The organism is Lactococcus sp. bn62, from assembly GCF_029492705.2.
GTDB lineage: Bacteria > Bacillota > Bacilli > Lactobacillales > Streptococcaceae > Lactococcus > Lactococcus petauri.
This window is the reverse complement of record NZ_CP120417.1, coordinates 931,827-954,843: the sequence shown is the minus strand read 5'-3', so window position 1 is coordinate 954,843 and position 23,017 is coordinate 931,827. Positions and strand designations below refer to the sequence as shown.

Annotated in this window: 29 protein-coding genes and 1 other annotated feature; of the genes, 12 read left to right on the top strand and 17 right to left on the bottom strand. The window is 38.1% G+C overall.

Translation table 11 applies throughout. The annotated features are described in order from the left end of the window. Positions 1-6: 6 nt before the first annotated feature. Positions 7-786 carry a formate/nitrite transporter family protein gene (locus P3G65_RS05135; RefSeq protein WP_019292766.1) on the bottom strand — a complete coding sequence of 260 codons (780 nt, stop codon included), beginning with the start codon at positions 784-786 and terminating at the stop codon, positions 7-9. Positions 787-1,103: 317 nt separating this feature from the next. On the opposite strand from P3G65_RS05135, the gene P3G65_RS05130 reads away from it, so the two are divergent. Then, positions 1,104-2,126, top strand: coding sequence for an alpha/beta hydrolase (locus P3G65_RS05130; RefSeq protein WP_034999659.1), 1,023 nt, complete (start codon positions 1,104-1,106; stop codon positions 2,124-2,126). Between the two features lie 34 nt (positions 2,127-2,160). On the opposite strand, the gene P3G65_RS05125 is transcribed toward P3G65_RS05130, so the two are convergent. Then, positions 2,161-3,183, bottom strand: coding sequence for a DUF475 domain-containing protein (locus P3G65_RS05125; RefSeq protein ID WP_019292768.1), 1,023 nt, complete (start codon positions 3,181-3,183; stop codon positions 2,161-2,163). A gap of 12 nt (positions 3,184-3,195) precedes the next feature. Further along, positions 3,196-3,819: a YigZ family protein gene (locus P3G65_RS05120; RefSeq protein ID WP_019292769.1), complete on the bottom strand. Its 624-nt coding sequence runs from the start codon at positions 3,817-3,819 to the stop codon at positions 3,196-3,198. Positions 3,820-3,873: 54 nt separating this feature from the next. Here P3G65_RS05120 and P3G65_RS05115 point away from each other — a divergent pair, with 54 nt between their 5' ends. Further along, positions 3,874-5,130 (top strand): DEAD/DEAH box helicase, encoded by a 1,257-nt coding sequence (locus P3G65_RS05115; protein ID WP_019292770.1) that lies wholly within the window; start codon positions 3,874-3,876, stop codon positions 5,128-5,130. After that, the gene (locus P3G65_RS05110) at positions 5,127-5,771 is read left to right on the top strand and encodes a ComF family protein (protein WP_019292771.1); all 645 of its coding nucleotides are present in this window, start codon (positions 5,127-5,129) and stop codon (positions 5,769-5,771) included. Before P3G65_RS05115 ends, P3G65_RS05110 begins: the two co-directional genes overlap by 4 nt. A gap of 2 nt (positions 5,772-5,773) precedes the next feature. On the opposite strand, the gene P3G65_RS05105 is transcribed toward P3G65_RS05110, so the two are convergent. The 5 genes from P3G65_RS05105 to ald all read right to left on the bottom strand — a co-directional run bounded on the left by P3G65_RS05105 (position 5,774) and on the right by ald (position 9,377). Then, entirely contained in the window at positions 5,774-6,235 is a 462-nt protein-coding gene (locus P3G65_RS05105) for a diacylglycerol kinase family protein (protein ID WP_019292772.1), read from the bottom strand. Continuing rightward, positions 6,219-6,707, bottom strand: a complete 489-nt coding sequence (gene ybeY, locus P3G65_RS05100) for an rRNA maturation RNase YbeY (RefSeq protein ID WP_019292773.1) — start codon at positions 6,705-6,707, stop codon at positions 6,219-6,221. The genes P3G65_RS05105 and ybeY overlap by 17 nt, the downstream gene beginning before the upstream one ends. Positions 6,708-6,716: 9 nt before the next feature. Then, positions 6,717-7,190, bottom strand: a complete 474-nt coding sequence (locus P3G65_RS05095) for an NUDIX hydrolase (protein WP_019292774.1) — start codon at positions 7,188-7,190, stop codon at positions 6,717-6,719. Between the two features lies 1 nt (position 7,191). After that, the gene (locus P3G65_RS05090) at positions 7,192-8,151 is read right to left on the bottom strand and encodes a PhoH family protein (RefSeq protein WP_019292775.1); all 960 of its coding nucleotides are present in this window, start codon (positions 8,149-8,151) and stop codon (positions 7,192-7,194) included. A 119-nt stretch (positions 8,152-8,270) separates the two neighbouring features. Then, positions 8,271-9,377, bottom strand: coding sequence for an alanine dehydrogenase (gene ald / locus P3G65_RS05085; protein ID WP_019292776.1), 1,107 nt, complete (start codon positions 9,375-9,377; stop codon positions 8,271-8,273). Positions 9,378-9,984: 607 nt separating this feature from the next. Between ald and P3G65_RS05080 the strand changes: the two genes are divergently transcribed. The 3 genes from P3G65_RS05080 to P3G65_RS05070 all read left to right on the top strand — a co-directional run bounded on the left by P3G65_RS05080 (position 9,985) and on the right by P3G65_RS05070 (position 11,796). Next, positions 9,985-11,157: a hypothetical protein gene (locus P3G65_RS05080; protein ID WP_019292778.1), complete on the top strand. Its 1,173-nt coding sequence runs from the start codon at positions 9,985-9,987 to the stop codon at positions 11,155-11,157. A gap of 6 nt (positions 11,158-11,163) precedes the next feature. Beyond that, a complete protein-coding gene (locus tag P3G65_RS05075; protein ID WP_080569929.1) occupies positions 11,164-11,325 on the top strand; it encodes an ATP-binding cassette domain-containing protein in 162 nt (53 codons plus the stop codon). A 129-nt stretch (positions 11,326-11,454) separates the two neighbouring features. Further along, complete coding sequence (locus P3G65_RS05070) at positions 11,455-11,796, top strand: AAA family ATPase (protein ID WP_019292779.1); 342 nt, start codon at positions 11,455-11,457, stop codon at positions 11,794-11,796. Positions 11,797-11,895: 99 nt separating this feature from the next. Here P3G65_RS05070 and rpmA read toward each other — a convergent pair whose 3' ends face one another. From rpmA to P3G65_RS05040, 6 genes are all read right to left on the bottom strand, one after another. Then, on the bottom strand, positions 11,896-12,180 hold the full coding sequence (gene rpmA / locus P3G65_RS05065; RefSeq protein ID WP_004257956.1) for a 50S ribosomal protein L27: 285 nt from the start codon (positions 12,178-12,180) through the stop codon (positions 11,896-11,898). Beyond that, positions 12,173-12,517: a ribosomal-processing cysteine protease Prp gene (locus tag P3G65_RS05060; protein ID WP_004257958.1), complete on the bottom strand. Its 345-nt coding sequence runs from the start codon at positions 12,515-12,517 to the stop codon at positions 12,173-12,175. Before P3G65_RS05060 ends, rpmA begins: the two co-directional genes overlap by 8 nt. Before the next feature lie 3 nt (positions 12,518-12,520). Continuing rightward, the gene (gene rplU, locus P3G65_RS05055) at positions 12,521-12,835 is read right to left on the bottom strand and encodes a 50S ribosomal protein L21 (RefSeq protein ID WP_003136338.1); all 315 of its coding nucleotides are present in this window, start codon (positions 12,833-12,835) and stop codon (positions 12,521-12,523) included. A 33-nt stretch (positions 12,836-12,868) separates the two neighbouring features. Further along, positions 12,869-12,941, bottom strand: a sequence feature (ribosomal protein L21 leader region). Between the two features lie 143 nt (positions 12,942-13,084). Beyond that, on the bottom strand, positions 13,085-13,993 hold the full coding sequence (locus P3G65_RS05050; RefSeq protein ID WP_019292780.1) for a diacylglycerol kinase family protein: 909 nt from the start codon (positions 13,991-13,993) through the stop codon (positions 13,085-13,087). Positions 13,994-14,083: 90 nt separating this feature from the next. Continuing rightward, on the bottom strand, positions 14,084-15,262 hold the full coding sequence (locus P3G65_RS05045; protein ID WP_029345738.1) for a DUF998 domain-containing protein: 1,179 nt from the start codon (positions 15,260-15,262) through the stop codon (positions 14,084-14,086). 2 nt (positions 15,263-15,264) lie between these two features. Continuing rightward, complete coding sequence (locus P3G65_RS05040; protein WP_019292782.1) at positions 15,265-15,642, bottom strand: DUF1934 domain-containing protein; 378 nt, start codon at positions 15,640-15,642, stop codon at positions 15,265-15,267. A 200-nt stretch (positions 15,643-15,842) separates the two neighbouring features. On the opposite strand from P3G65_RS05040, the gene P3G65_RS05035 reads away from it, so the two are divergent. Genes P3G65_RS05035 through P3G65_RS05025 form a run of 3 tightly spaced genes read left to right on the top strand, consistent with a single transcriptional unit; the run spans position 15,843 to position 18,336 of the window. After that, the gene (locus P3G65_RS05035; protein ID WP_284071350.1) at positions 15,843-17,141 is read left to right on the top strand and encodes an HD domain-containing protein; all 1,299 of its coding nucleotides are present in this window, start codon (positions 15,843-15,845) and stop codon (positions 17,139-17,141) included. A gap of 21 nt (positions 17,142-17,162) precedes the next feature. Then, positions 17,163-17,975 (top strand): sugar-phosphatase, encoded by an 813-nt coding sequence (gene yidA / locus P3G65_RS05030; RefSeq protein ID WP_019292784.1) that lies wholly within the window; start codon positions 17,163-17,165, stop codon positions 17,973-17,975. Next, positions 17,968-18,336, top strand: a complete 369-nt coding sequence (locus P3G65_RS05025; RefSeq protein ID WP_019335349.1) for a hypothetical protein — start codon at positions 17,968-17,970, stop codon at positions 18,334-18,336. The genes yidA and P3G65_RS05025 overlap by 8 nt, the downstream gene beginning before the upstream one ends. 19 nt (positions 18,337-18,355) lie before the next feature. Here P3G65_RS05025 and P3G65_RS05020 read toward each other — a convergent pair whose 3' ends face one another. From P3G65_RS05020 to P3G65_RS05010, 3 genes are all read right to left on the bottom strand, one after another. After that, entirely contained in the window at positions 18,356-19,369 is a 1,014-nt protein-coding gene (locus P3G65_RS05020) for a rhodanese-related sulfurtransferase (RefSeq protein WP_019291868.1), read from the bottom strand. Positions 19,370-19,456: 87 nt separating this feature from the next. Continuing rightward, the gene (locus P3G65_RS05015; RefSeq protein WP_019291869.1) at positions 19,457-19,915 is read right to left on the bottom strand and encodes a hypothetical protein; all 459 of its coding nucleotides are present in this window, start codon (positions 19,913-19,915) and stop codon (positions 19,457-19,459) included. 100 nt (positions 19,916-20,015) lie between these two features. Next, positions 20,016-20,618: a DUF6287 domain-containing protein gene (locus P3G65_RS05010; protein WP_019291870.1), complete on the bottom strand. Its 603-nt coding sequence runs from the start codon at positions 20,616-20,618 to the stop codon at positions 20,016-20,018. Between the two features lie 191 nt (positions 20,619-20,809). Between P3G65_RS05010 and P3G65_RS05005 the strand changes: the two genes are divergently transcribed. The 3 genes from P3G65_RS05005 to P3G65_RS04995 all read left to right on the top strand — a co-directional run bounded on the left by P3G65_RS05005 (position 20,810) and on the right by P3G65_RS04995 (position 23,009). Further along, positions 20,810-21,454 (top strand): CatA-like O-acetyltransferase, encoded by a 645-nt coding sequence (locus P3G65_RS05005; protein ID WP_019291871.1) that lies wholly within the window; start codon positions 20,810-20,812, stop codon positions 21,452-21,454. A 73-nt stretch (positions 21,455-21,527) separates the two neighbouring features. Further along, positions 21,528-22,406, top strand: coding sequence for a phosphoesterase (locus P3G65_RS05000; protein ID WP_284071349.1), 879 nt, complete (start codon positions 21,528-21,530; stop codon positions 22,404-22,406). A 72-nt stretch (positions 22,407-22,478) separates the two neighbouring features. Beyond that, a complete protein-coding gene (locus P3G65_RS04995; RefSeq protein ID WP_004258003.1) occupies positions 22,479-23,009 on the top strand; it encodes a DUF402 domain-containing protein in 531 nt (176 codons plus the stop codon). Positions 23,010-23,017: the final 8 nt, after the last annotated feature.

Sequence of the window (23,017 nt, the reverse complement as noted above, 5' to 3'; positions counted from 1 at the left end):
TCCTTATTATTTATTAAGTTCATTCATTTGGCGTTTATATCCAAGGAAGTAGAAACCAGCAACGAAAATCACACCACCGATGATGTTTCCAGCATAGACAAGACTGAAATTGCGGATGAATTCCATCCATGTGGCGCCACCTTCAAAGATTGCAGCGGGGATGGCAAAAGCATTTGCCACACTGTGCTGGAAACCAATTGCAACAAAAGCCATTGTCGGGAACCAGATTACCATTACTTTTCCTGCCGCATCTTTGGCTCCGTAAGAAAGCCACATCGCAAGGCCTACAAACCAGTTACACCCTACTCCAGAAACCAAAGTCTGAAGCCAGGTTGCATTTATTTTCGAGTGCGCAACGGTGATTAATTCCTCACGATACACACCTGTACTTGTCAACCCAACAATGTGTGCAAAAAAGAAAGCCACAAAGAAGGCACCCAGAAGATTAAAAATCGTGATGACAATCCAGTTTTTGAGCAAATCTGAAAACTTTACTTTCTTTGCAAAGAAAGATACAGAAACAGCCGTCATATTTGATGTGATGAGCTCGCCACCGCCCATTAAAATAACAATCAAACCAATAGGAAACACTGCTGCACCGATGAAACTTGCCAAACTTCCAAAATCATCGACGACACTTGATATGACGCGGATATAAAGCAGATAACCTAAAGAGATTAACGCGCCTCCAATAAAGCCAAGTACAGCTTTTTCTAACATCGGTCGTTTGACCTTTTCTTGTCCATGGTGAATAGTTGCAGCCAATATTTCTGCTGGATTCATCATAATGTTCTACTCCTTAAAATAATATAAAAACCGCGCAATACACCTGTCCTAAGACAAAGGGTGCTATGCACGGTTCCACCTTTATTTTTTACTTCATTCGTATTGCGATGATTTTGGGCCATTTTAAATCTCGGCTTTCACTGTCCCGAGTCGCTTGCTTTACCTTAAAATTGTAGTCCTTTTTGCTGAAAATGTCAAGGCCAGACTTAAAGTTTTTAGTGTTTCCGATTGGAAGGGGCTAAAGAGAGATTCAGCTTGCTGAACCCTTTTTCAAAAATCATTTGCAACATGAAATTATTTGATATAATAAGTTCATCATGAAAAAATTATTTAAGGTTATAAGTTTATTGTTAGGCTTTCTTGTGGTATTAATTTTAGGAGTGTTGCTGGTGTTTAATCTCTCCCCACGCCCCGGGGCTTTTGTGATTAATCGTCTTTTTGCTAAAAGTGGCGGAAAGATAACAGATCAAAATACCTATGAGTCCACGAAGAAAAAAGTCCTTTTGAAAAGTGACATCAGCTATAATTCAGACAAAAAAAGAAATACCTTTGACATTTACATGCCTCAAAATGCCAAAGGCCCTATTCCTGTAATTATCTGGGTTCATGGTGGTGCTTATGTCGGAGGAAATAAAACCGATGTTAAAGAATTTGCCACTAGGATTGCGCATGATGCTCAAGTTGCTGTTATCTGTCCTAATTATGCACTTGCACCTGATGCACAATATCCCAGCCAAATTCAGCAAATAAACGAACTAGTAGAAGACTTGCTCGATCATCAAGCCGAATACCCTTCACTTGATTTCAATAAAATTATTCTTGGAGGAGATAGCGCTGGTGCCCAGATTGCGGCCCAATATGCGGCCATCCAAACCAATAAAGTTTATGCAAATGCATTAAACTTCAAACCCCTCCTCTCTCAGCAAAATTTAAAAGGAGTCATCTCTTATTGTGGCCCTGTAAACTTGCAAGAAAAGGCACATGATAAGTCAAATAATTTATTGCTTAAAGCTTTCACCAAAACTGTAGCTTGGTCACTCTTAGGTACAACAGATTGGAAAACCAATACACATCTAAAACAAGCAAGTGTGGTTCCAGCCGTAACAGAAAAATATCCGCCCACTTATATTACGGATGGAAATACTCTTAGTTTCGCTCCAGAAGGTGAAGCTTTGGCAAAGCGTTTAAAGGAGCTAAACGTTCCTGTATCCGAGCTTTTCTTTAGTGATTCCAGTAAAAAAATTGGACATGAGTATCAATTTGATTACCGTACGAAAGAAGCACAGCTCTGCTACGAGCAAACACTCCAATTCATTCAAGAAAATACCCTACAACATTAAAAAAGCTGCACAAGAGGTGCAACTTTTTTGTTTTTTAATGTGTTCGATTGTAAATAATGCTTGAGATAAAGGATAACACGATAATAATCCCGCCAAGTAGACCTGTCACTGCCTCACCAATTTCCCAATGGATACTTGCCAAAATCAGAATGGCTAAGGTAAGAATCGCCCAATGCGCACCGTGTTCTAAATAAACAAGCTCATTCAGTGTTCCTTTTTCTACCAAGTAAAGGGTCAGTGATCGGACAAACATTGCCCCGATAACACCTAGCCCAAGTAGGATAATAATAGGGTCTGAGGTAATGGCGAAGGCACCAATAACACCATCAAAACTAAAGGAAGCATCAATAACTTCCAGGTAAAGGAAGAGCGAGAAAGCTGCTCTTCCCACAGCGTAAGTCGTCTGACCTGCTGTTTCGGTAGGCATGTGCTCGGTCATCATATCGCCAAAGCCATTCACCAACATATAAGTTACAATCCCCAAAACACCGGAGAATAGAACAGTGTGTGCATCAGCCGCGATAAATTCAGCAGTCAATAAAAGAACAAGCATTGAAATTATCGCATTTGCTGCAGGAAAATGTCCAACCTGTTGCAAGACTTTTTCGGGCAATTTTAGCCATGTATGTGCTCTTTGATCAAAGAAAAAACCAAGTGCAAGCATCAAAAGAAACATTCCACCAAATGCAGCGATTGAAGGATGCGCATGGTGTAAAATATAACCGTAGGTCCATGGAACACTGGGATCACCTTTTTCTAAAGCTAAGCGCATGGCACTTATCGGATCCAGTTTTGCGGAGACACCAACAATTAAAAGCGGAAAGACCAGGCGCATCCCTACAACAGCAATTAAAATCCCCACCGTCAAAAATATTTTACGCCAAGCATGGCTCATACGCTCCAAAATACGTGCATTAACAATGGCATTATCCATGGAAAGTGAAATTTCCAACACTGCTAGGATAGCTGTAATCATTAAGCCATCCCATCCGGCGTAGAGGTAAGCGATAATTAACGCAATAATACTAACAATAAACGAGCTTCTAAAAATTTTCATAAATCCCTTTTTCTAAATATCAACTTCCACCAGTTGCTTGTCCCCTTTTGCCGCGGAAATTTTTCCACTGAACTGTTCAACCAAATCGGCCAAAAGTTGCTCTGTCTTATCCAAGTCAACAAAGAGCTTGACCGTAACATCGGAGAGAAATTCACTCTCTGAGATGACTAAGCCTTGGGAACTTAAAAAGCGCTGTAGCCCGTCATAATTCCCGTAATCAAGAGTCAAGATTAATTGCTCCTGTGTGACAAATTTGACCAAACCAACCTGATCTAGAGCATGGCCAACACTCCCCGCATATGCACGGATTAAACCACCAGCACCGAGTTTAATTCCTCCAAAATATCGAGTCACAACTGCGCAAACGTTGGTAATTTCTCTTTTCTTAAGAATTTCCAACATAGGTACACCAGCTGTACCAGAAGGTTCGCCATCATCACTTGAACGCTGAATCTCCTGACGGTCGCCTAAAGTAAAGGCGGAACAATTATGATTCGCCTTATGATGCTCTTTTTTTATTTCAGAAATAAAAGCTCGTGCTTCTTCCTCAGTATAAACGCGCTTCAAATGGCAAATGAAGCGCGATTTTTTGATTTCTTCTTCTGCAATGAAATCCTCTTTTATGGTAATTGTCATAAATAAATTTTATCAAAAATAGTGAAAACATGCGACTTTTTTCGTCTTAAAGGTATGAATGAATTATATGGTAGACTCCTTTTACAAAAAGAATTGTCGAAAATCCCAGACAAAGCAACACTTTTTGATAGTATGCACGATATTTCAAGAACAGTGATTATGTGCAATCGCTGTGGCAAAAAAAGTAAGAAAAAAGAGGTCCTACTCCCCGTTGGTGCTTATTATTGTCCCCATTGTATTCAGATGGGACGTGTTCGCTCGGATGAAAAACTTTATCATCTTCCTCAGGAGGATTTTTTAGCAGCTTCTTTTCTAAACTGGCAGGGAAAACTCACAGCCCCTCAGCAATATATATCTGATACTCTAGTCAAATTACATCAGCAACAAAAAACGGTGCTGGTACAGGCTGTCACGGGTGCAGGAAAAACTGAAATGATTTATCAGATGATTGATAACACCCTTAAAAAAGGAAAAGCTGTAGCTTTAACTAGCCCTCGTATTGATGTCTGTCTAGAACTCTACTATCGCTTAAAGCGAGATTTTTCTTGTCCCATCTCGCTTTTACACGGAAAAAGTGAGAAATACAGCCGCTCGCCACTCGTAATTGCGACGACACATCAGCTTATGCGTTTTCGTCATGCCTTTGACTTACTCATTTTTGATGAGGTTGATGCTTTTCCATTTCCAGATAATGACATGCTTTCTTTTGCACTGACTCAAGCTCGTAAACCTTCTTCAAGCTTGATTTATCTTACTGCAACAACCACCGATAATTTGGAAAGACAAGTCAAGTTGGGGCAAATCGAAAAGTTACAACTTCCCCGACGTTTTCATGGTTTTCCATTGGTACTCCCACAATTTTTTTGGCAGAGCAAGTTTTATAAAATGGTCAAAAAACAACGCGAATCTGGTTTCCCATTACTTATCTTTGTCCCTGAAATAAGACTGGGAGAAAAACTGAACCAAGACTTACAGAGTAGTTTTCCTCATGAAAAAATTGCCTTTGTTGCTTCAACGAGTCTTGAACGCTTAGAGGCTGTGGAACGTTTTCGCCAGGGCAATATTTCTATCCTTGTCTCAACGACTATTTTAGAACGTGGTGTAACTTTTCCTAAGGTTGACGTTTTTGTATTTCAAAGTCATCACCATAATTTCACAAGATCAAGCCTCATCCAAATTGCTGGACGAGTAGGTCGAAGTACCGAAAGACCTGACGGCAAAGTGTTTTTCTTTCATTTAGGAAAAATAACAGCAATGTTGGAAGCTTATAAAAATATCAGAAATATGAATAAGGCAGGAGGTTTCCAATGATTTGTTTGCTTTGCCATACTGAATACACTATTGAACCCACTTTCCATCAACTTTTTCTCTTAAAAGACTCTTCTCCCGGGCTTTGTACAACCTGTCACAATAAGTTTCAACTGATTACTCCACCTTATTGTAGCCGCTGTTATAAGCCAGACATAAAGGACGTCTGCTCTGACTGCAAGATTTGGGAAAAGGAAGGTATTATTGTAAATCATCAAGCTGTCTTTACCTATAATAAAGCCATGGAAGAATTCTTTAGTCGTTACAAATTTTTGGGAGATTATCGCCTACATCATGTTTTTTACAAATATTTTCAAACAGAAAAAGGATATACGATTGTTCCAATCCCCGTGAGTAAGCAACGCTTTCAGGAGAGAGGTTTCAATCAGGTCGCTGCGCTCCTGCAGCAACTTCCTTTCAGTTCTCTTCTGGAAAAAGAAGAAGGTCCTGCACAAAATACACGTACCAGAAATGAACGTCTTAAAAACAAAAATACCTTTACTTTAAAAGCAAAGGTAAAAATGCCAGATAAAATTTTACTGGTGGATGACGTCTATACTACCGGTCGGACGCTCCAACATGCTATAGCTGTCTTAAAACAAGGAGGGGCTCAGGAAATCAAAACCTTTTCCTTATGCCGTTGAGTTTAAAAGAAAAGGTGCCAAATTTTAGGTAAGAAGATAAACGCAGCAACAATCACGGCAAAACCAGAAATGACTAAAACAGCTCCTGCAGCCATATCTTTGGCTCTTTTGGCGCGCAAATGAAACTGGTAATCAGCAGCCAAATCAACCACATTCTCAATAGCCGAATTGAAGAGCTCTGCCATAAAGACTAAAAAGATGGCAAGAAAAAGGAAAAGCCACTCAAATTCTTGAATTTGCAAAACAACACCTAGGATCAAAGCCAACACACCAGAAAGTGTATGCTTGCGCATATTTCTTTCTTCTTTAAAAGCTGTCCAGATACCCGTAATTGCGAACTCCATGCTGGAAATAACATTCGTATTTTTCCAACGTTTGCGCTGGGTATTCTCTGGGACTTCACCGTCCGCAAAGTCTTCCTTATTAAAAATTTTTACATCTTTTTCGTTATCTTTTAAGTCCATAAGCAGTCAAAATCTCCTCCTGAAGTCCGAACATTTCTGCTTCTTCTTCTGGAGAATAATGATCGTAACCATTAATGTGTAAGAAGCCATGAACAGCTAACCAGCCATATTCACGTTCAAGGGAATGCCCATAATCTTCTGCTTGCTCGGCAGCTTTATCGATTGAGATAAAGAGCTCACCAATAAAAGGATCAAGCTCATCCATCAACTCTTCTGGAATATCCATATCTTCATCAAAGAAAAACTCATCTTCATCAGGCTTATATTCAAGCGAAATAACATCCGTCGGTGCATCTTTCTCTCTATATTCCAGATTAATTTCTTGTGACCGCGCATTATCAACGAAAGTAACAGACATTTCTTTTGAGTCGGCAAGCTTTATATAATCTGCAGCAAAGCTTAATAACTTTTCAGTTTGCTCAATAATTTCTTTTGAAACTTTTCCTGTTTCATCAACTAATTCTATATACATTCTTTTCCCTTATATATTTTCGATGTTCTCTCTCATTTTTTTCGCAAAATCTAAGAGCGGTGTTCTTGTTGAAGGCATAATATTTTCTGGCAATTGATCAAATGCAAACCATTGTGCATCCAGAACTTCGCTTTCTTCAAAAACCATTTGACCTGAAAAATCATTGCTGACATAAACAGTATCTACAATATGAACTTCATCACCATTTGGATAGCAAAAATGCTGTTCCTCTCCAGAACATACGGTAAATAGCTCCATGTTTCCTACAGTCAAACCTATCTCTTCAAAAAGCTCTCTGCTCGCAGCTTCTTCTGCTGTTTCTCCAGGTTCGATTGAACCCCCATGATAAGACCAACACCCTGTATCCTTACGTTTCTGAAGCAAGATTCCATCTTCATTATAGATAATTATGCTAGCACATGCAACAACAAGTGGGCGCGGGCCTAATATTTTACGTAAGTCGAGAACATAACCTTCAGACATCTTACTCTCCTTTTTTCTCGTAAGCATCAATAATTTGAGCTACAACAGGATGACGAACGACGTCCTTAGCTGTAAAGTAGACAAAATCAATACTATTTAAACCAGAAAGTTTTTCTTTTGCGTCAATCAAACCAGATTTAGCCTTAGCCGGCAAATCAATCTGTGAAATATCACCATTGACAATCATTTTTGAGTTGAAGCCCAAACGTGTCAGGAACATTTTCATTTGCATCGTTGTTGTGTTTTGCGCTTCATCCAAGATAACAAAGGCATCATCTAAAGTACGTCCACGCATGTAAGCTAAAGGTGCAATTTCAATAATCCCACGCTCCATCATACGTTCCGTTGCATTTTTTCCTAAAATCTGGAAGAGTGCATCATAAACAGGACGCAGATAAGGATCTACTTTTTCTTGCAAATCTCCCGGTAAGAACCCCAGATTTTCACCAGCCTCTACAGCCGGACGTGTCAAAATAATGCGTTTCACCTGACCATTACGCAATGCTTGGACTGCCATAACGACAGCCAAAAAGGTTTTCCCGGTCCCCGCAGGACCAATGCCGAAGACGACATCATGCTGCTTCACACTGTCTACATAGAGCTTCTGCCCCACATTTTTTAACCGAATTGGTGTACCAACAGCATCTTTAGTGAGCTCGATTTCATAAAGTGTAATGAAATTTTCGATATTATCTTCAAGCACCATTTTAACTGCAATCATCGCATCAGAGCTATGGACAGGTAAACCACGAGAAATCAAAACTAAAAGAGCCTGTAAAACTTTACGTGCTTGCTCAGGCGCTACTTCATTATCAGCAAAAATCTGTACGCGCTCTCCGCGATAGTTTATATCAACAGCAAGTTGAGATTCAATCAACTGTGCATTTTTATCCTGTGAACCAAAAAGTAAAACTGCATCTTCTGGATTTTCCAACTTAAATTCTACGGAATGTCTAGCCAAACAAATACCTTCCTGTTCTTTTATTTATAATCTTTGTCTCATTATATCATATTTCAAGGTTTATACGCTTCCATACCTTTCATGCAAGCAAAAAGATCATTGGGAAGCCCCAATAATCTTTACTTAATTTTTGTATAAGGAAGCCCAATCGAATCAGCCAACGCATGCGACACTATTGTTCCTTTATAGACACTCATACCAGAGCGAAGCGATTCACTAAGATTAAGTGCTTCTTCTAAACCATTGTCGGCAATCTGCTTCAAGTATTCTATATTCCCTTTAGACATTACCAGAGTTGAAGTCCGAGGTGTTGCCCCTGGCATATTTGGCACTGCATAATGAATGACATTGTGTCTTGTAAATACCGGTTCTGCATGATTCGTTGCGTGATCAATAGTTTCAACCGTCCCTCCTTGATCAATAGCGATATCAACAATCACAGCACCTGGTTTCATTGATTTGACCATATACTCTTTCACAAGCTTTGGTGGTTTAGCCCCAGGAATCAGAATTGTTGAAATAAAAACGTCTGCTTTTTTTATGTGCTCTTCAAGTGCTTCGGTTGTTGACTTGACGATCTGCAGCTTTTTACCCGCATAACGCGTTTCCAGCTCTTGAATACGTGTATCACTCAGCTCTAAAATAAGGACGGAACAACCAATACTCAAAGCAATATCTGCTGCATTTTCAGCTGCAGTACCACCACCAAATATAACGATATGTCCTGCCTCGATACCACTTTCGGGAATGCCTGGAAGTAGAATTCCTTGTCCCCCATGTTGTTTTTCCAGATAATATTGTCCAATATTAACGGCACGTCGTCCCGCAATTGCACTCAAGGGTTTGAGTAATGGAAAAGTTCCCTCCGTAGCGATATTTTCAGCCGAAAAAGCAGTCACCTTCATTTCTATCATTTTTTCAACACAAGCTTTATTTGCAGGTAAATGTAAAAATCCCCAGATTATTTGTCCCTCTTTAAGGTATTGATATTCTTCCTCTAAGGGCTCTTTTACGCGAACCATCATTTCTGCTTCCCATGTTTCTTCACGTTCCACTATCTTGGCTCCCGCTGCGATATACTGCTCATTTGGAAAACCAGCACCAAAACCTGCATTATTTTCGACATATAGCGTATGCCCGACCTCTACCAAAATTTTTACATTTTCCGGCGTCATTCCGACTCGTGCTTCCCCTTGTTTCAAGTCTTTTACTACACCAATTTTCATTCTTTTCTCCTTCAATGCAACTCAAATTTATAGAGTAAATATATCATCAATAAAGCGCTTAACTTACGAAAAGGGAAAATAACACTGTCTTTTTAGAATAATAAGATATTTTTGTTTTATATTCTACAAGGTATATTTTTAGTGAAAAGTAAGATGTATTTACGTCTTATATAGTGTAAGGCAAAAAAGATGTTAGGCATTGAAAGGAAACACTCAATATAACATCAATATTTATAGAAAAAGGAGTAAATTACATGTCAAACAAAAAACTAAAAAAACTGCTTATTACTGCTCTCACAGCTCTTGCACTCACGTCAGGTCCGGCTTTAGTACAAGCGAATGACATTCAAAGGCCTGCACCTCGAGTCTGGGTAGGAACTGTTGTTCGACAAAAAGTATACAATGTCAGAGGAAGTCTTCTACAGACACATTACCGTGAATTAAGGGTCAGAAATGGCTATAGAGTCAGAGTAACACCTCTCTATCTTAACAGAAACAGAACGCGTTACTATCAAGACTACATTTATCATACTTACTAAGCAAATGAAAAAATGGTGAGAGGGAAAATAGCATATGTTTCCCTTCGTTCTTTTCATGAGGAAAAAATATGTTTATACTAAAAAAATTTGTAAGCAGTAATAAAAATAAAGTCCTGATTTCCTTACTGTTCATCGGCTTAATCTTTCAGTTTGTTGCTTTTAAAACTGTAGGAACTCATCCCCCTAATGGTTTAGGATTGGAAGATACAACACAGGAAAATATCAAAGCCAGCGAAAAAAGTATCAGGGAACTCAAAAGTTTTATTGAATCTGGAGATCCTCCAGAAAACGCTGAAGAACTCTTAAGAGAACTCAATGATGAGTTAAAATTAGATAAGGCAAAACTTCAAGCATTAGAAGTAAATAATTACAATGAATTCTGGCGTTTAGATAACCTTTATAATGAACAAAGAATTAAAAAGTTAGAGGAAGCACAAAAAAATGGTGAAGAGATTCCTTTTGGTGGGGGATATGAGTATTTCAAGGCAACTTCCAAATGGTACCACCAAGTCCTAGACAGTGGGCAAGACTTTACTCAAGCTCCAGGGGTAAACCCATCCAGCATCGGCGCTGCCCTCTATATTTTGATTGGCTTAGGTGGACTTTATGGTCTAATCCTGCTGACTTTTATCTGTGGAGATACCTTGGCAATGGAGATGCCAAACGGTTTGCGCTATTACCATTTGATGAAAAAGGATAAAAAAATGTTTCATTTCCAACATCTATTTATCCCTGCTGGCTTTGTACTCCTACTTATTCTTTCTGCCTTGCTAGTTTTTGCGCTCATCGCTGGACTCCAGTTTGGCATGGGCTCTTGGAACTTTCCTAACTTTGTCGTTGGGGCGATTTATGATGTATTTCAGGGCGAGGAGTTGCTCTGGCGCCTGCTCTATCTGCTTCTGGCCATCCTATTTATTACAAGTTTAGGACAGCTCCTCTCACAGTTTATCAGAAAAGCTTATATTCCTTCAGCGATTATCGCTTTACTGCTGGTCACTTATTCTGTTATCCATACGCATGAAGCGATGAAAACAATCGTTAAATGGATCCCTTTAACCTACTTAAACATTAATACTGTCTTGCAGTTTTCCAACGGTGAAAATTCTTGGCCAACTTCTGGGAACTTTCTCTTTGAGAGAGACTCCCTCTGGATTGGTGCTCTTGTACTCCTCTCTTGCAGTATTCTTTTCTATGGTATCAGCCATATCTTATTCACAAAGTACATCTATAGAAAGGCCTAGTAACTTATGAAACTTATAATAAATAATCTAACAACCTGTACGCTGAGTAACATATGTCTCACACTTGATAAACCAGGTCTTTATGGTATTATCGGTCGAAATGGCACAGGAAAATCTACCCTTTTCACGGCAATTAATAAGGAAATGAACTACGAGGGAGATATTTAGATTTCTGATGGCTGGCATCAAGGTAGAGTTTCATATGTTGCGACACTTGATATTTTTGAGCCTAATCTTAGAGCAATCGATTATATTAAGGTTTTGACAAAGACAGAGCTAAAAAGCGCAGAAAAATACATGCCCTTATTTTCTGCTTCACGTTTCTTTAAAAGACCAATCAAAAAATATTCTCTCGGAATGAAAGAAATACTGGCTTTCATTTACACTGTAAGCCTTGAAGCAGACCTTATCATTGTCGATGAGCTGATGAATGGGCTTGACAATGCGATGCGTGCCAAAGCCTTCCAAATCTTAAAAGAGCTTTCCAAAACAAAAATCATTCTGCTTACTTCCCACATCTTAGAAGAGGTGGAAAAATATTGCGACCAAGTCTATTTTCTTTCAAAATATGGTTTTGATGATGTCCTAAATTTTAGGGAAGCACAAAAATTAATCCAGGAAACTCAAGTATTTATGTAAAGAAAAGACATGAATCTGTCCCTCAAGAGTGGGCTTTCCTCATTGTCTTTTCTTTTATATTTATAAAAAAAGCCTCTCCGAAGAGAGACTCGTTTACCATTATTTAGCTACTGCTGGGTAAACTGAAACGTGTTTTTTACCACGTTTCATTTCAAATTTAACGTGTCCTTCGATTTTAGCGAAGAGAGTGTCATCGCCACCACGACCAACGTTAGCACCTGGATGGATATGTGTACCACGTTGACGGAAAAGGATTGAACCGCCGCTTACAAGTTCACCGTCAGATGCTTTAGCACCAAGACGTTTAGCTTGTGAGTCACGACCATTGGAAGTAGAACCCCCACCTTTTTTGTGGGCGAAGAGTTGCAGATTAAGTTCAAGCATTATATTGCCCTCCATTTTCAATTTTAAGTGTAATGTATTGGCTGTAATTATTTGATACTTCTCGCATAGCATTTTCAAACGCTTGGAGAAGTGTTTGAGCCAATTCGCCTTGTCTTTCAGGAGTACTCAAAGGTATTTCAACATAAAGATAACCATCTTCCATATTGGCAATAGGTTTAATCTTTGCCATTTCATAGAGATTATTTGCTGTTGTAATTGACAACACACTCACAGCTGCACAGACCACATCGTGACCATATTCACCTGATTCAGCATGTCCAGAGATTTCATAGGAAACTATTTTATCTCGCTTTGTCCTGATAACCGCTTCAATCATGCCTTAAGCGTTGATTGATTTGATAACAACCTTAGTGTAAGGTTGACGGTGACCTTGTTTACGGTGTGAGTGTTTTTTAGGTTTATATTGGAAAGTAACAACTTTCTTTTGTTTACCATGTTTTTCAACTTCACCGACAACTGTTGCACCTGAAACGAGTGGAGCACCAACTTTAGTAGTAGCACCGCCGACAAGAACAACTTCATCAAAAGTTACAGTTTGACCAGCTTCAACGTTAAGTTTTTCAACGTAGATAACTTGTCCTTCTTCAACTTTGACTTGTTTACCACCAGTTTTGATGATTGCGTAGTTTGACATTGTGATTCCTCCTTGTTAGATTTTGTGCCGTAAAACGACTGTAAGACTCGCCTTGGACCGTGAGCTAATGCTACTTAAACGGTACCTCGTGCGGTTGTACTTTATGGGAGACCACAAAGACAACTATATAAGTATAACAGAAAATATTCTTCAATTCAAGTGGAATGCAAGGTTTTTTTACTTCAATTTGTCATTTACAGTTAAGTTTGCATTCATCAGGTGCTTTTATAGATAATATAAGATAAGTTCTTATTTAGGAACCACCGTAGTCAAACCTTTGCGGTATACCGTTATGTCTAGTGGAAGTGGCGAGCTTTTATCTCCGTCAATTCTTGAATAAGGAATATCTTGTTTTTTATTAGATTGGGCACTTATTTCTAAGTGATCTGTGTCAAAATAAGTAATTTCCATAAAATCTTCGAGTTGGCCCTTGCGTAGCTTATTAAGATGGAATAAAATTTTGAGTAAATTAATCTCCTTCAACGAATACACTCGGATAAGACCATCGTCTACCTTAGCATCAAGAGATAAAGCCTGTCTTCCGCCAATCGTATCGGTCATCGTAATTAATAATAATTTCGTTTTTAAGGCTTTTGTTTTGCCATTATATTTGAGCTCGATACGGTAGCTTTTATTATGGCGAATAACTTTGTAGGCATCCTTCAAGAAAGTAAAGGGTCCAAATTTTTTCTTTTCTGAGCTGCTCACATTTTGAGCGATATCTGCCAATATTCCCAAGGTTAAGCTGGAAATCATATAATCATCGTTAACTTTAGCAATATCAAATTTTTGCAACTTCCCCTCATTGAGATTTTGCAAGGCAGCTTCTATATTCTGAGGAATATGGAGTGATTTTGACAAGTTATTGACTGTACCATTGGGAACGATACCTAAGATAGATTTGCTTCCTCCCTCAAATACGCCTCCACATACTTTATTAATCGTTCCATCTCCACCAAGTGCCACTACAAGATCTGTGTTTTCTTGACTTGCTTTTTTTGCTAAACGTACTGCATCTTCTGGGCTATCTGGATTGATATATTCCACATGAGAGGCTTTGTTTTCTTCTTTTCCAAAAAAAATTTTAATTGTATTTAATACTTCGTTTTCGTCATTTTTTCCTGATTTTTCATTATAAAATACTTTTACTTCTTTCATTTTGACCTCCCTATCGTCTTTATTTTACCATAGCTTTTACTTAAGGTAAAAAAAAGCTGCTCTGCTTTTGGTATATGAAAAAACCACAGCTTATTTTTCTGTGATTTTTTCTACGTCTTTTACGATATCAACTTGATAAACGACACGTGGATTAAACAATATCCTCACTAATGTATTAATCAAAAGCATGATCCATGCAAAAGATAAGCTAAAGGAAAGAATTTCAAAGGCAGTTAAGTTCAGATAATAGAGCGGATGCCATAAGAAGTAACCAAAAACTATCAAACCTGCTAAACCATAAGAAATGCGGTACATGTTTTTATCTAAGTCAGGTAAAAACCAGCGAATTCCTAAGATTGATAAACTCATAAACAAAACAATGAGCTGAGCCGCCACATCGTGCATAATGTGCGCCAAACCATCACCATTATTAGGAATCAGGCCAACCAAAGCGATAGAGATGGCACATAAAGTTAATAAGATTTGCAATATCATAAATCGTATACGATGCCCTAATTTTTCACGAATCGAGACGAATATATAATCAAATAAAGCAATCATCAAGGCAGCCGAAACAACCAAAGTCATATTAAACTGCAAGCTTGTGTTGGATTCACTCGTTCCTAGCAGGCTGAAGTTCTTTTGCCACCAGTATTGGTTATTGTTGGCGGCCATACTTGCGACAAGTCCACCAACAGAAACCATAATAAGCATATTAATCATCATTTGGATGGAGAATGTGTCTACAGCAAAAATTAACAGGTAATTTAAAATTCCAGAAAAAATAGCAAAAATCAGCATTGACGTAAAAACATCAAAACTCAAGCCATAAAAAAGCTGGTTCAAGAACCAAAATAAGGCAACTAATCCTAAAGTGACGATAATAAAAACAGAAAGAATAACAGAGGGAAAAGTTCGCCAGTACACGCGCGGTAACATGGTATGATAAAGCTCCTTCCGCTTTTTAATAAAAGCAATGATAAAAGATGTTAAAGCGATCGTATTAGCAATAACTAAAACGCCAGTTGAGATCGAGGCTGTCCCCGACAATTTAATCTGACTCAGTCCCATCACCTGACTGGCAACAAAAAAGAGGAGTGTGCTAAGCGCTGTGGGGATTAGAAAGACCCGCGCTGCCTCTTCTCTCTTGTTGGGGGTTTTAGCACGTATGGTGAAGCTGTTTTTATTATTTTCAACGACTTCAATTTCTTTTTCACCTGACAACTCCAGCTGGTCGTACAGTTCCTCAGGGAGTAATATTTTTTTCATCTTTAACTCAATTTCCAATCAATTCTCATTCGATACTCCCCGATCGGGATATCATTTTGAGCTAAGCGGTATTTCAATTTCACATGTTTTAACTCTTCATTCATATGAAAACCATCTGTCAAAATCTCCAAACGTCCCAAACCTTCATAAAGAGTATGCGTTGGAAGTTCTTTGTGAAAACGCATGACAACCGGTTTATCAGCATAACGTGTCATACTCAACTCTTTGTCATCAAACTTTATCAAGACTTTTTCTTCTTCAGCATTCTTATAATATAATGCAATTTTATTCCCTAACTTTTTAACATCACCTTCAAAAGTTTCACGAATAAATTCTTCTTGTCCATCAATAACAATACGGTTCCGAATAGTAATTTCCATAACTGTTATTTTACTATAACTTGCCTTATTAGTAAAATGGCAATTTATGTTAATTTCGGTTATAATTATATTACAGTAATGCAAGAGTTTTCATTAAGTTAGAGTCTCTCTTGAAGACTCTTTGTCGAAAAACTTATCTTGAAACCACAACTTGTTCAATTACGTCAAGATAATTGCATGTAAAATGCAAAGGAGGTTGTATGGCACAGCTCGAAAAAGTTTTTCGTGACCCCGTCCATGATTATATTCATGTCGAAAACGAAACAATTTATGATTTAATTAACACTGCAGAATTCCAGCGTTTACGTCGTATAAAACAACTGGGAACTTCTTCATACACTTTTCACGGAGCCGAGCATAGTCGCTTCTCTCATTGTATGGGAGTTTATCATATCGCTAAAACAATCACTGACTGGTTCACTAAGCGTTATCCTGAAACTTGGAATCCAGAAGAAAATTTAGTTACACAATGTGCAGCTTTATTACATGATGTCGGTCATGGTGCTTATTCTCATACGTTTGAAGGCCTATTTGGCACAGATCACGAAGCCATGACACGTGAGATAATTACCTCACCAGCTACTGAAATCAATGCGGTTTTACGCAAAGTAAGTCCTGACTTTCCTGAGCAGGTCGCTTCAGTCATTTCCCATGACTATCCTAACCCACAAGTGGTGCAACTTATTTCCAGTCAAATTGATGCAGATCGTATGGATTACCTCTTAAGGGATGCTTACTATACTGGTGCAGTCTATGGACAGTTTGATTTGACTCGGATTCTGCGTGTAATTGCGCCTCATGAAGATGGAATTGTCTTCAGAATTTCTGGTATGCATGCCGTTGAAGATTACATTGTGAGCCGTTACCAAATGTACATGCAGGTTTACTTCCATCCGGCAAGTCGCTCCATGGAAGTCATTCTCCAAAACTTGCTGAAGCGGGCTAAATATTTATACCAATTTGATCACGATTACTTTGCGCATACAAGTCCTTGTTTAGTTCCTTTCTTTGAGAATAAACAAACTTTGCATGATTATCTCGCCTTGGATGATGGTGTAATGAATACCTATTTTCAAACATGGATGGCTAACGAAGATGATATTTTGTCTAAGCTTGCTCAGATGTATATCAACCGTCATCTTTTAAAATCCTTAGAGTATAATCAAGGACAAGAAAAACAACTGGATCTTTTTAACTCTGATGCTTCGCTTTTGGACAAACTGCGTGATCAAGTGGAAAAAGCTGGCTTTGACCCGCAATATTTCACGGGAACAAACAGTAATTTCGATCTCCCTTATGACTTTTATCGTCCCAATTCGAATAAACCACGAACACAGATTGAAATTTTACAAAAAGATGGTAGCCTCATTGAGCTTTCCGAGGTCTCTCCTATTGTGGCAAGTTTAGCGGGCACCATTCACGGAAACAGCCGCTTCTACTTCCCAAAAGTGATGTTGGAGAATCCTGAATTCATTACCTTTATGCAAACCAACCTTTAATTAGAAAAGAGAAAAAATAAAATGATTAAACTTATCGCTATTGACATCGATGGTACACTATTGGACCCGGAACGTAAAATCACGCCAGAAGTTAAGCAGGCAATTGCTGAAGCTAAAGCTGCTGGAGTTAAGGTTGTTATTACAACAGGTCGTCCACTTATGGGTGTTCATGATATTCTGGAAGAACTTGAATTGACGGATTATAGTGATTATGTCATCACTTATAACGGTGCTTTAGTGCAACGTGCGACTGGCGAAGAGTTCATTATGGAAACCTTAGAAGCTGAAGATGTTCTTGATATTGATGCTGCAGCTCGTAAAATCGGTGTACATATGCATGCCATTACTAAAAAAGGAATCTACACAAGTAATCGTGACATCGGTAAATATACTATTCACGAAGCTTCCTTGGTTAATATGCCCCTCTATTTCCGTCAGCCTGAGGAAATTGCAGCACTTGAAGTTGCAAAAGTAATGATGATTGATGAACCTGAAGTTTTAGACAATGCTATCGCCTACTTGCCTTTTGAATTTTTCGAGCGTTATAACATGGTTAAATCAACTCCATTTTATCTTGAATTTATGAATAAAAAAGCCAGCAAAGGAAATGCTGTATTGCACTTAGCTAAAAAACTCTTCCTAGATGTGGACGAGTTAATGGCAATTGGTGATCAAGAAAATGACCGTTCTATGTTGGAAGCTGTTGGCAACCCAGTTGTCATGGGCAATGGTAAAGAAGAGCTGAAAAAAATTGCCAAATATGTCACAAAATCTAATGCTGAATCTGGTGTCGCGCATGCCATTAACGAATGGGTTTTGAAAGATTATGAATAAGCTTGCTGAAGAAACCTTTGGTCAGAATGTCCACTTTTGGTATGACGGACTTCCGCTTTATAAAGATGGGACCTATGCAAAAGAACTCGAATTTTCTGACCAACTTAAAACTGTTCTTTTACTGGTAAACGATGATTTCCATAACAAAGAAGCGCTTGAATATTTCTGGTATATCTATGGTAATGAACAGACACAGGATGCTCTGCATGAAAAGGTACGACCAAATATTATGATTCGTTATCAGTCAGGGGAATTTTTCGTGCGCATGAATATTGCCGATGCGGATTTTGCTTTATCTTTGGAGCGCGTGCTTGCTTTTGAAACAGAACTCAAGGAACAATTAAAAAAAGCAATCTTTTAAAAGATTGCTTTTTTTATTTTTAGCTTCTTCCTTTTGTGAAGAATGTTGGATCCGCTGCACGCTCTGCGATTAAAGCATTGATTTCTTCATCAGATAAGCTGAGTTCCTCCACACAGCTTTGTGAACAACAACCTTCAAAGCGCTCTGCACAATTTTCACACTGGATAAATAAACGATGACAAGCTTTATTTTTACAGTTTGTATGCATATCACAAGCTTCACCACATTGCGGACATGTTGAGAGAACATCGTCTGTTATACGTTCTCCCATACGTTCATCAAATACGAAGTTTTTACCGATAAATTCAATCGGTAAGTCTTGTTCTTTAGCTTTACGCGCGTATTCAATAATTCCGCCTTCCACATGGTAAACATTTTCAAAACCTTCATGCTTCATAAAGGCACTGGCTTTTTCACAACGAATTCCACCTGTACAGTACATGACAATATTTTTATCTTTGTCGTCTTTAAGCATATCTGCAGCCATTGGTAACTGCTCACGGAAAGTTGCAGATGGTACCTCTAAGGCATCTTTGAAATGTCCCACTTCGTACTCGTAGTGGTTACGCATATCAACAAAGATTGTGTCTTCTTTACCGAGCATTTCGTTCACTTCTTCAGCTTTTAAGTACTGCCCAACATCTGAAGGATCAAACGTTGGATCATCAATACCATCTGCAACAATTTTGTTACGGACTTTCATGCGTAAGACCCAGAAAGATTTTCCATCATCTTTAATCGCATAGTTCAGACGAAGGCCATCCAGTTCTGGCGCTGTTTGGTAAAGGGTCGTTTTGAACTTTTCTAAATTAGGAGTAGGCACACTGATTTGTGCATTTATTCCTTCTTTCGCAATATAAACACGACCAAAGACTTTTAAATCCTCAAATTTCATGTAAAGATTATCACGAAATTCTTGTGGGTCAGCAATATTAAAATATTTATAAAAAGAAATAGTTGTACGAGGCTCTGTTTCAGCTTCTAAACGTTCTTTTAATTCTTTATTTGAAATTTTATTGTGTAAGATAGTCATATTTCTATGGTAGCATAGCTTTATATTTTTCTTAAGAAATGCGCTTGTGTTTTTTTGCACAAGAGTTGATATAAAAAAGAAACACAATCAAGAAAGTGTTTCTTTTTCTTCTTCTTCGGCAAGTTGCTCAAGCTTTTTCATACGACTCATCAGCTGTCTTTCCCCCAAGAGAATGACCAACAATAATAAACCCCAACCTGCTAAGATTCCCGCTGTACGCATCAGGCCATCTCCACGATAAGTCAAAAAGATACGTTCTGGATGTTCATTATCCACGTAAATTTTGATTTTTGTATCAACAGTGCCCAAGTTTCTAAAGTAAGTATCCAAGGGACGTACTTGGTGACTGACACCTTCAAAAGTGTATTTCACCTCTTTTAATGCTTCATCCCCGCGGACAATCACACCTTGTGTTTCAGTTTTTGTGACGTTTTTATTAGCCATATGAACCCCAGTAAAAAAGAGAGAGCCTGAGATTAATGCTAAGCCAACAACGAGTAAGAGAATTCTTGAAATCCCTTGCAGTATTTTTACCGTATTCTTCATCTATAACCTATATAAATTCTAATCTTAATTTTGATCCCCCCCTATTATATCAAAATTATCGTTCGGACTCTAGTTAGCTATAATTTATAAGCTTACAAATTTATTTTCTGTAGAAATATTCTTCAGCAGGACTGTTTGACCCACCTTGCACTAAAAGCAGACGTGGCTTAGATGTATCTGATTGATCGCCATATGGATTTTTTTCTCCAACCTTTAATGTTTCGATTGCTGCTCCAGCACGTGCCACACCAGTTGCCATTCGAATATTGAGTACTTTTTGCCCTGAACTTACAGTATCCACAGTAATTGTCTGTGCCTCTCCATTAAGAGTTCCACTATGGTCTGGGTTAATTATTAAAATATTGCCATTTCCAGCACCCCATGTGCCAGACAGTGTTGTAAAATCATTGTTTAAAATTGCCGCTTCATCCAAATCAACTTCTTGTACCTCTGTACTTGAGTCCGGAGTAACTTCAGTAGAGGTTTCTGGCTCTGAACTTGGTATCACTTCTTCTGGGCTACTTGTTTCACTTTCTATACTTTTTGTACTTTCAGTAGACACTGAACTTTCGATCGTTGATGTTTGACTTGTCACCTCTGTTTTTTCTTCTGAGGACTTTGTTTTAGAAGCTTTTTCGGACGAACAAGCAACCAATGTCAATGACATAAGTGCAATACCAGATAACATTATTAATTTTTTCATACTTTTTTACTCCTTGTTTCTATTTTAATACAAAGCCCCAAGAAAAGAAAGCGCGACCATTTTATCTCCACACAAAATAAAAAAATACTTTTAATTTAGCTGACAGCTGGATAAGTCCTTCAAAATTATAGAAATCTATGATACACTCTAAGGAAGTACTCGCTTGTAATAGTGATTTTTGAGGAGAAACAATGAATTTTAAATATCTTGACATGGCTTCCTATAATCGGCTTTCACATTTTGAATATTTTAAAAGTCTCGCTCAACCTTATGTTGGAGTGACCGTGAACGTAAATATTACACGACTTCTTGCAACGATAAAAGAGAATAAGTTACCATTTTTCTTGACCATCTGTTACTGTGTGTCACAAGCAGCAAACGGTGTTTCAGAATTTAAGCAACGTATCGTTGAAGATAAAATTATAGAATTTGATAACTGTCAGACTTCACACACAGTTTCCTTAGATGATGGAACCTATACTTACTGCAATCTTGATTATACACCTGATTTTGCTGCATTTTTGAGCTATGCCGTGGAAGAGCAAGAAAAAGCTAAAACCATACGCTCAATCGATGAGGAAGCAGAGGATACTTTAAATAAATTATTTATCTCCACGCTCCCATGGTTCTCTTTCACTTCTATGATTAATCCAACACCAGTTCCTGCGGACAGCAATCCAAGAATCACCTGGGGAAAGTATTTTGAACAAAACAATGAACTGTTGCTTCCCCTTTCGATTCTTGCTAACCACGCCCTTGTGGATGGAGCACACATCGCAGCATTTTATACCTTATTGGATGAGGCAATTGAAAAATTAGTCCAAAATTATCAATAAATAAAAAACTCCTGTAGTCTTTTTTCGGTCAACACAATTAGAACTTGACTTGCGCTTCTGTTATAATTTAACTATGAAAAAATTAGCACTGCTTTCAGATTTGCATCTGGATGTTAATCAATTTACAGATACTGAAATTCAAGTTTTTATTGATACGCTACAAGAGCAATCTGTGACAGACTTGCACTTTGCAGGCGACATGTCCAACGACTATAAAAAAATTACGGCACCTTTTTTTAATCAATTATCAAAGTGTTTCGATATCAGCCATAATCTTGGCAATCACGATATGGTACATTTATCCGAAAAAGAAATTAATGCACAGGATTTTTCACTTAAGTATTTTGGTGATACACTTTTGATTAGTTTTCATGGCTGGTATGATTATTCTTTCACTCAAGATTACTCGAAGGAAAAACTTTTATCCTTTAAGAATAGTTTTTACTTTGATCGTAAAATTCATCGTGATTATAGCGATGCTCTCACAACACAACATACTCTTAACAGCCTTAAAAGCATCTTGGAAAATCTAGATTTTTCTGGCCGTATCATCATTGCCATGCATTTTGTTCCACACAAAGCTTTTTCCATTAATACAGCTTATAAAAAATTTGAGCGCTTCAATGCTTATCTTGGTTCCCAAGCTTTCCATGAGCTGTTTATTCAGTTTCCGCAAATTACGGACGTGGTCTTTGGACACGCACATCATCGTATTTCTGCTCAATCTATTGATGGAATCATGTATCATTCCCGCCCCTTAGGTTACACTTACGAGTGGCAAATGGTTAGCGATTTTCTGCAAGATTATCCTGAATATCAAATCGAAGAACACTATCATTTGCGTAAAAGATATCAGGCGATTAGATCACTTGATAGCTGGCAAAATTATCGTGAACAGAATCTGTCAAAGGAGTTTCTTAGTAGCTTAAGTTTTTTTGAACTGCCAACCTAAGTTCAGAAACTTTTTGAATATTATGCTATAATAATAAGCGAGAACTTTGAATTTTGGAAAGTTGGTGAAGCCTTGAATCTTCCGAAAGAAGGCGACCTTGTCACGATTCAAAGCTATAAACATGATGGCAGTTTACATCGTACCTGGCGAGATACGATGATACTGAAAACAAATGAAAATTCAATTATTGGTGTAAATGACCACACACTTGTAACCGAGTCAGACGACCGTCGTTGGGTCACACGTGAACCTGCAATCGTTTATTTCCACAAAAAGTTTTGGTTTAACATCATTGCTATGATTCGTGAGGAAGGCGTCAGCTACTACTGCAACCTTGCGAGCCCCTTTGTTTTAGACAATGAGGCGCTGAAATACATCGACTACGATCTCGATGTAAAAGTATTTAAAGATGGCGAGAAAAAACTCTTGGATGTTGAAGAATATGAACGTCACAGAAGACAAATGAACTACTCTCCTGAAATTGACCATATTTTGAAAGAAAATGTAAAAATTCTTGTTGATTGGATAAATAATGAACGCGGACCTTTCTCCAAAGAGTATGTTGACATTTGGTACAATCGCTATCATCAATTAAAAAAATAGTCCATCTG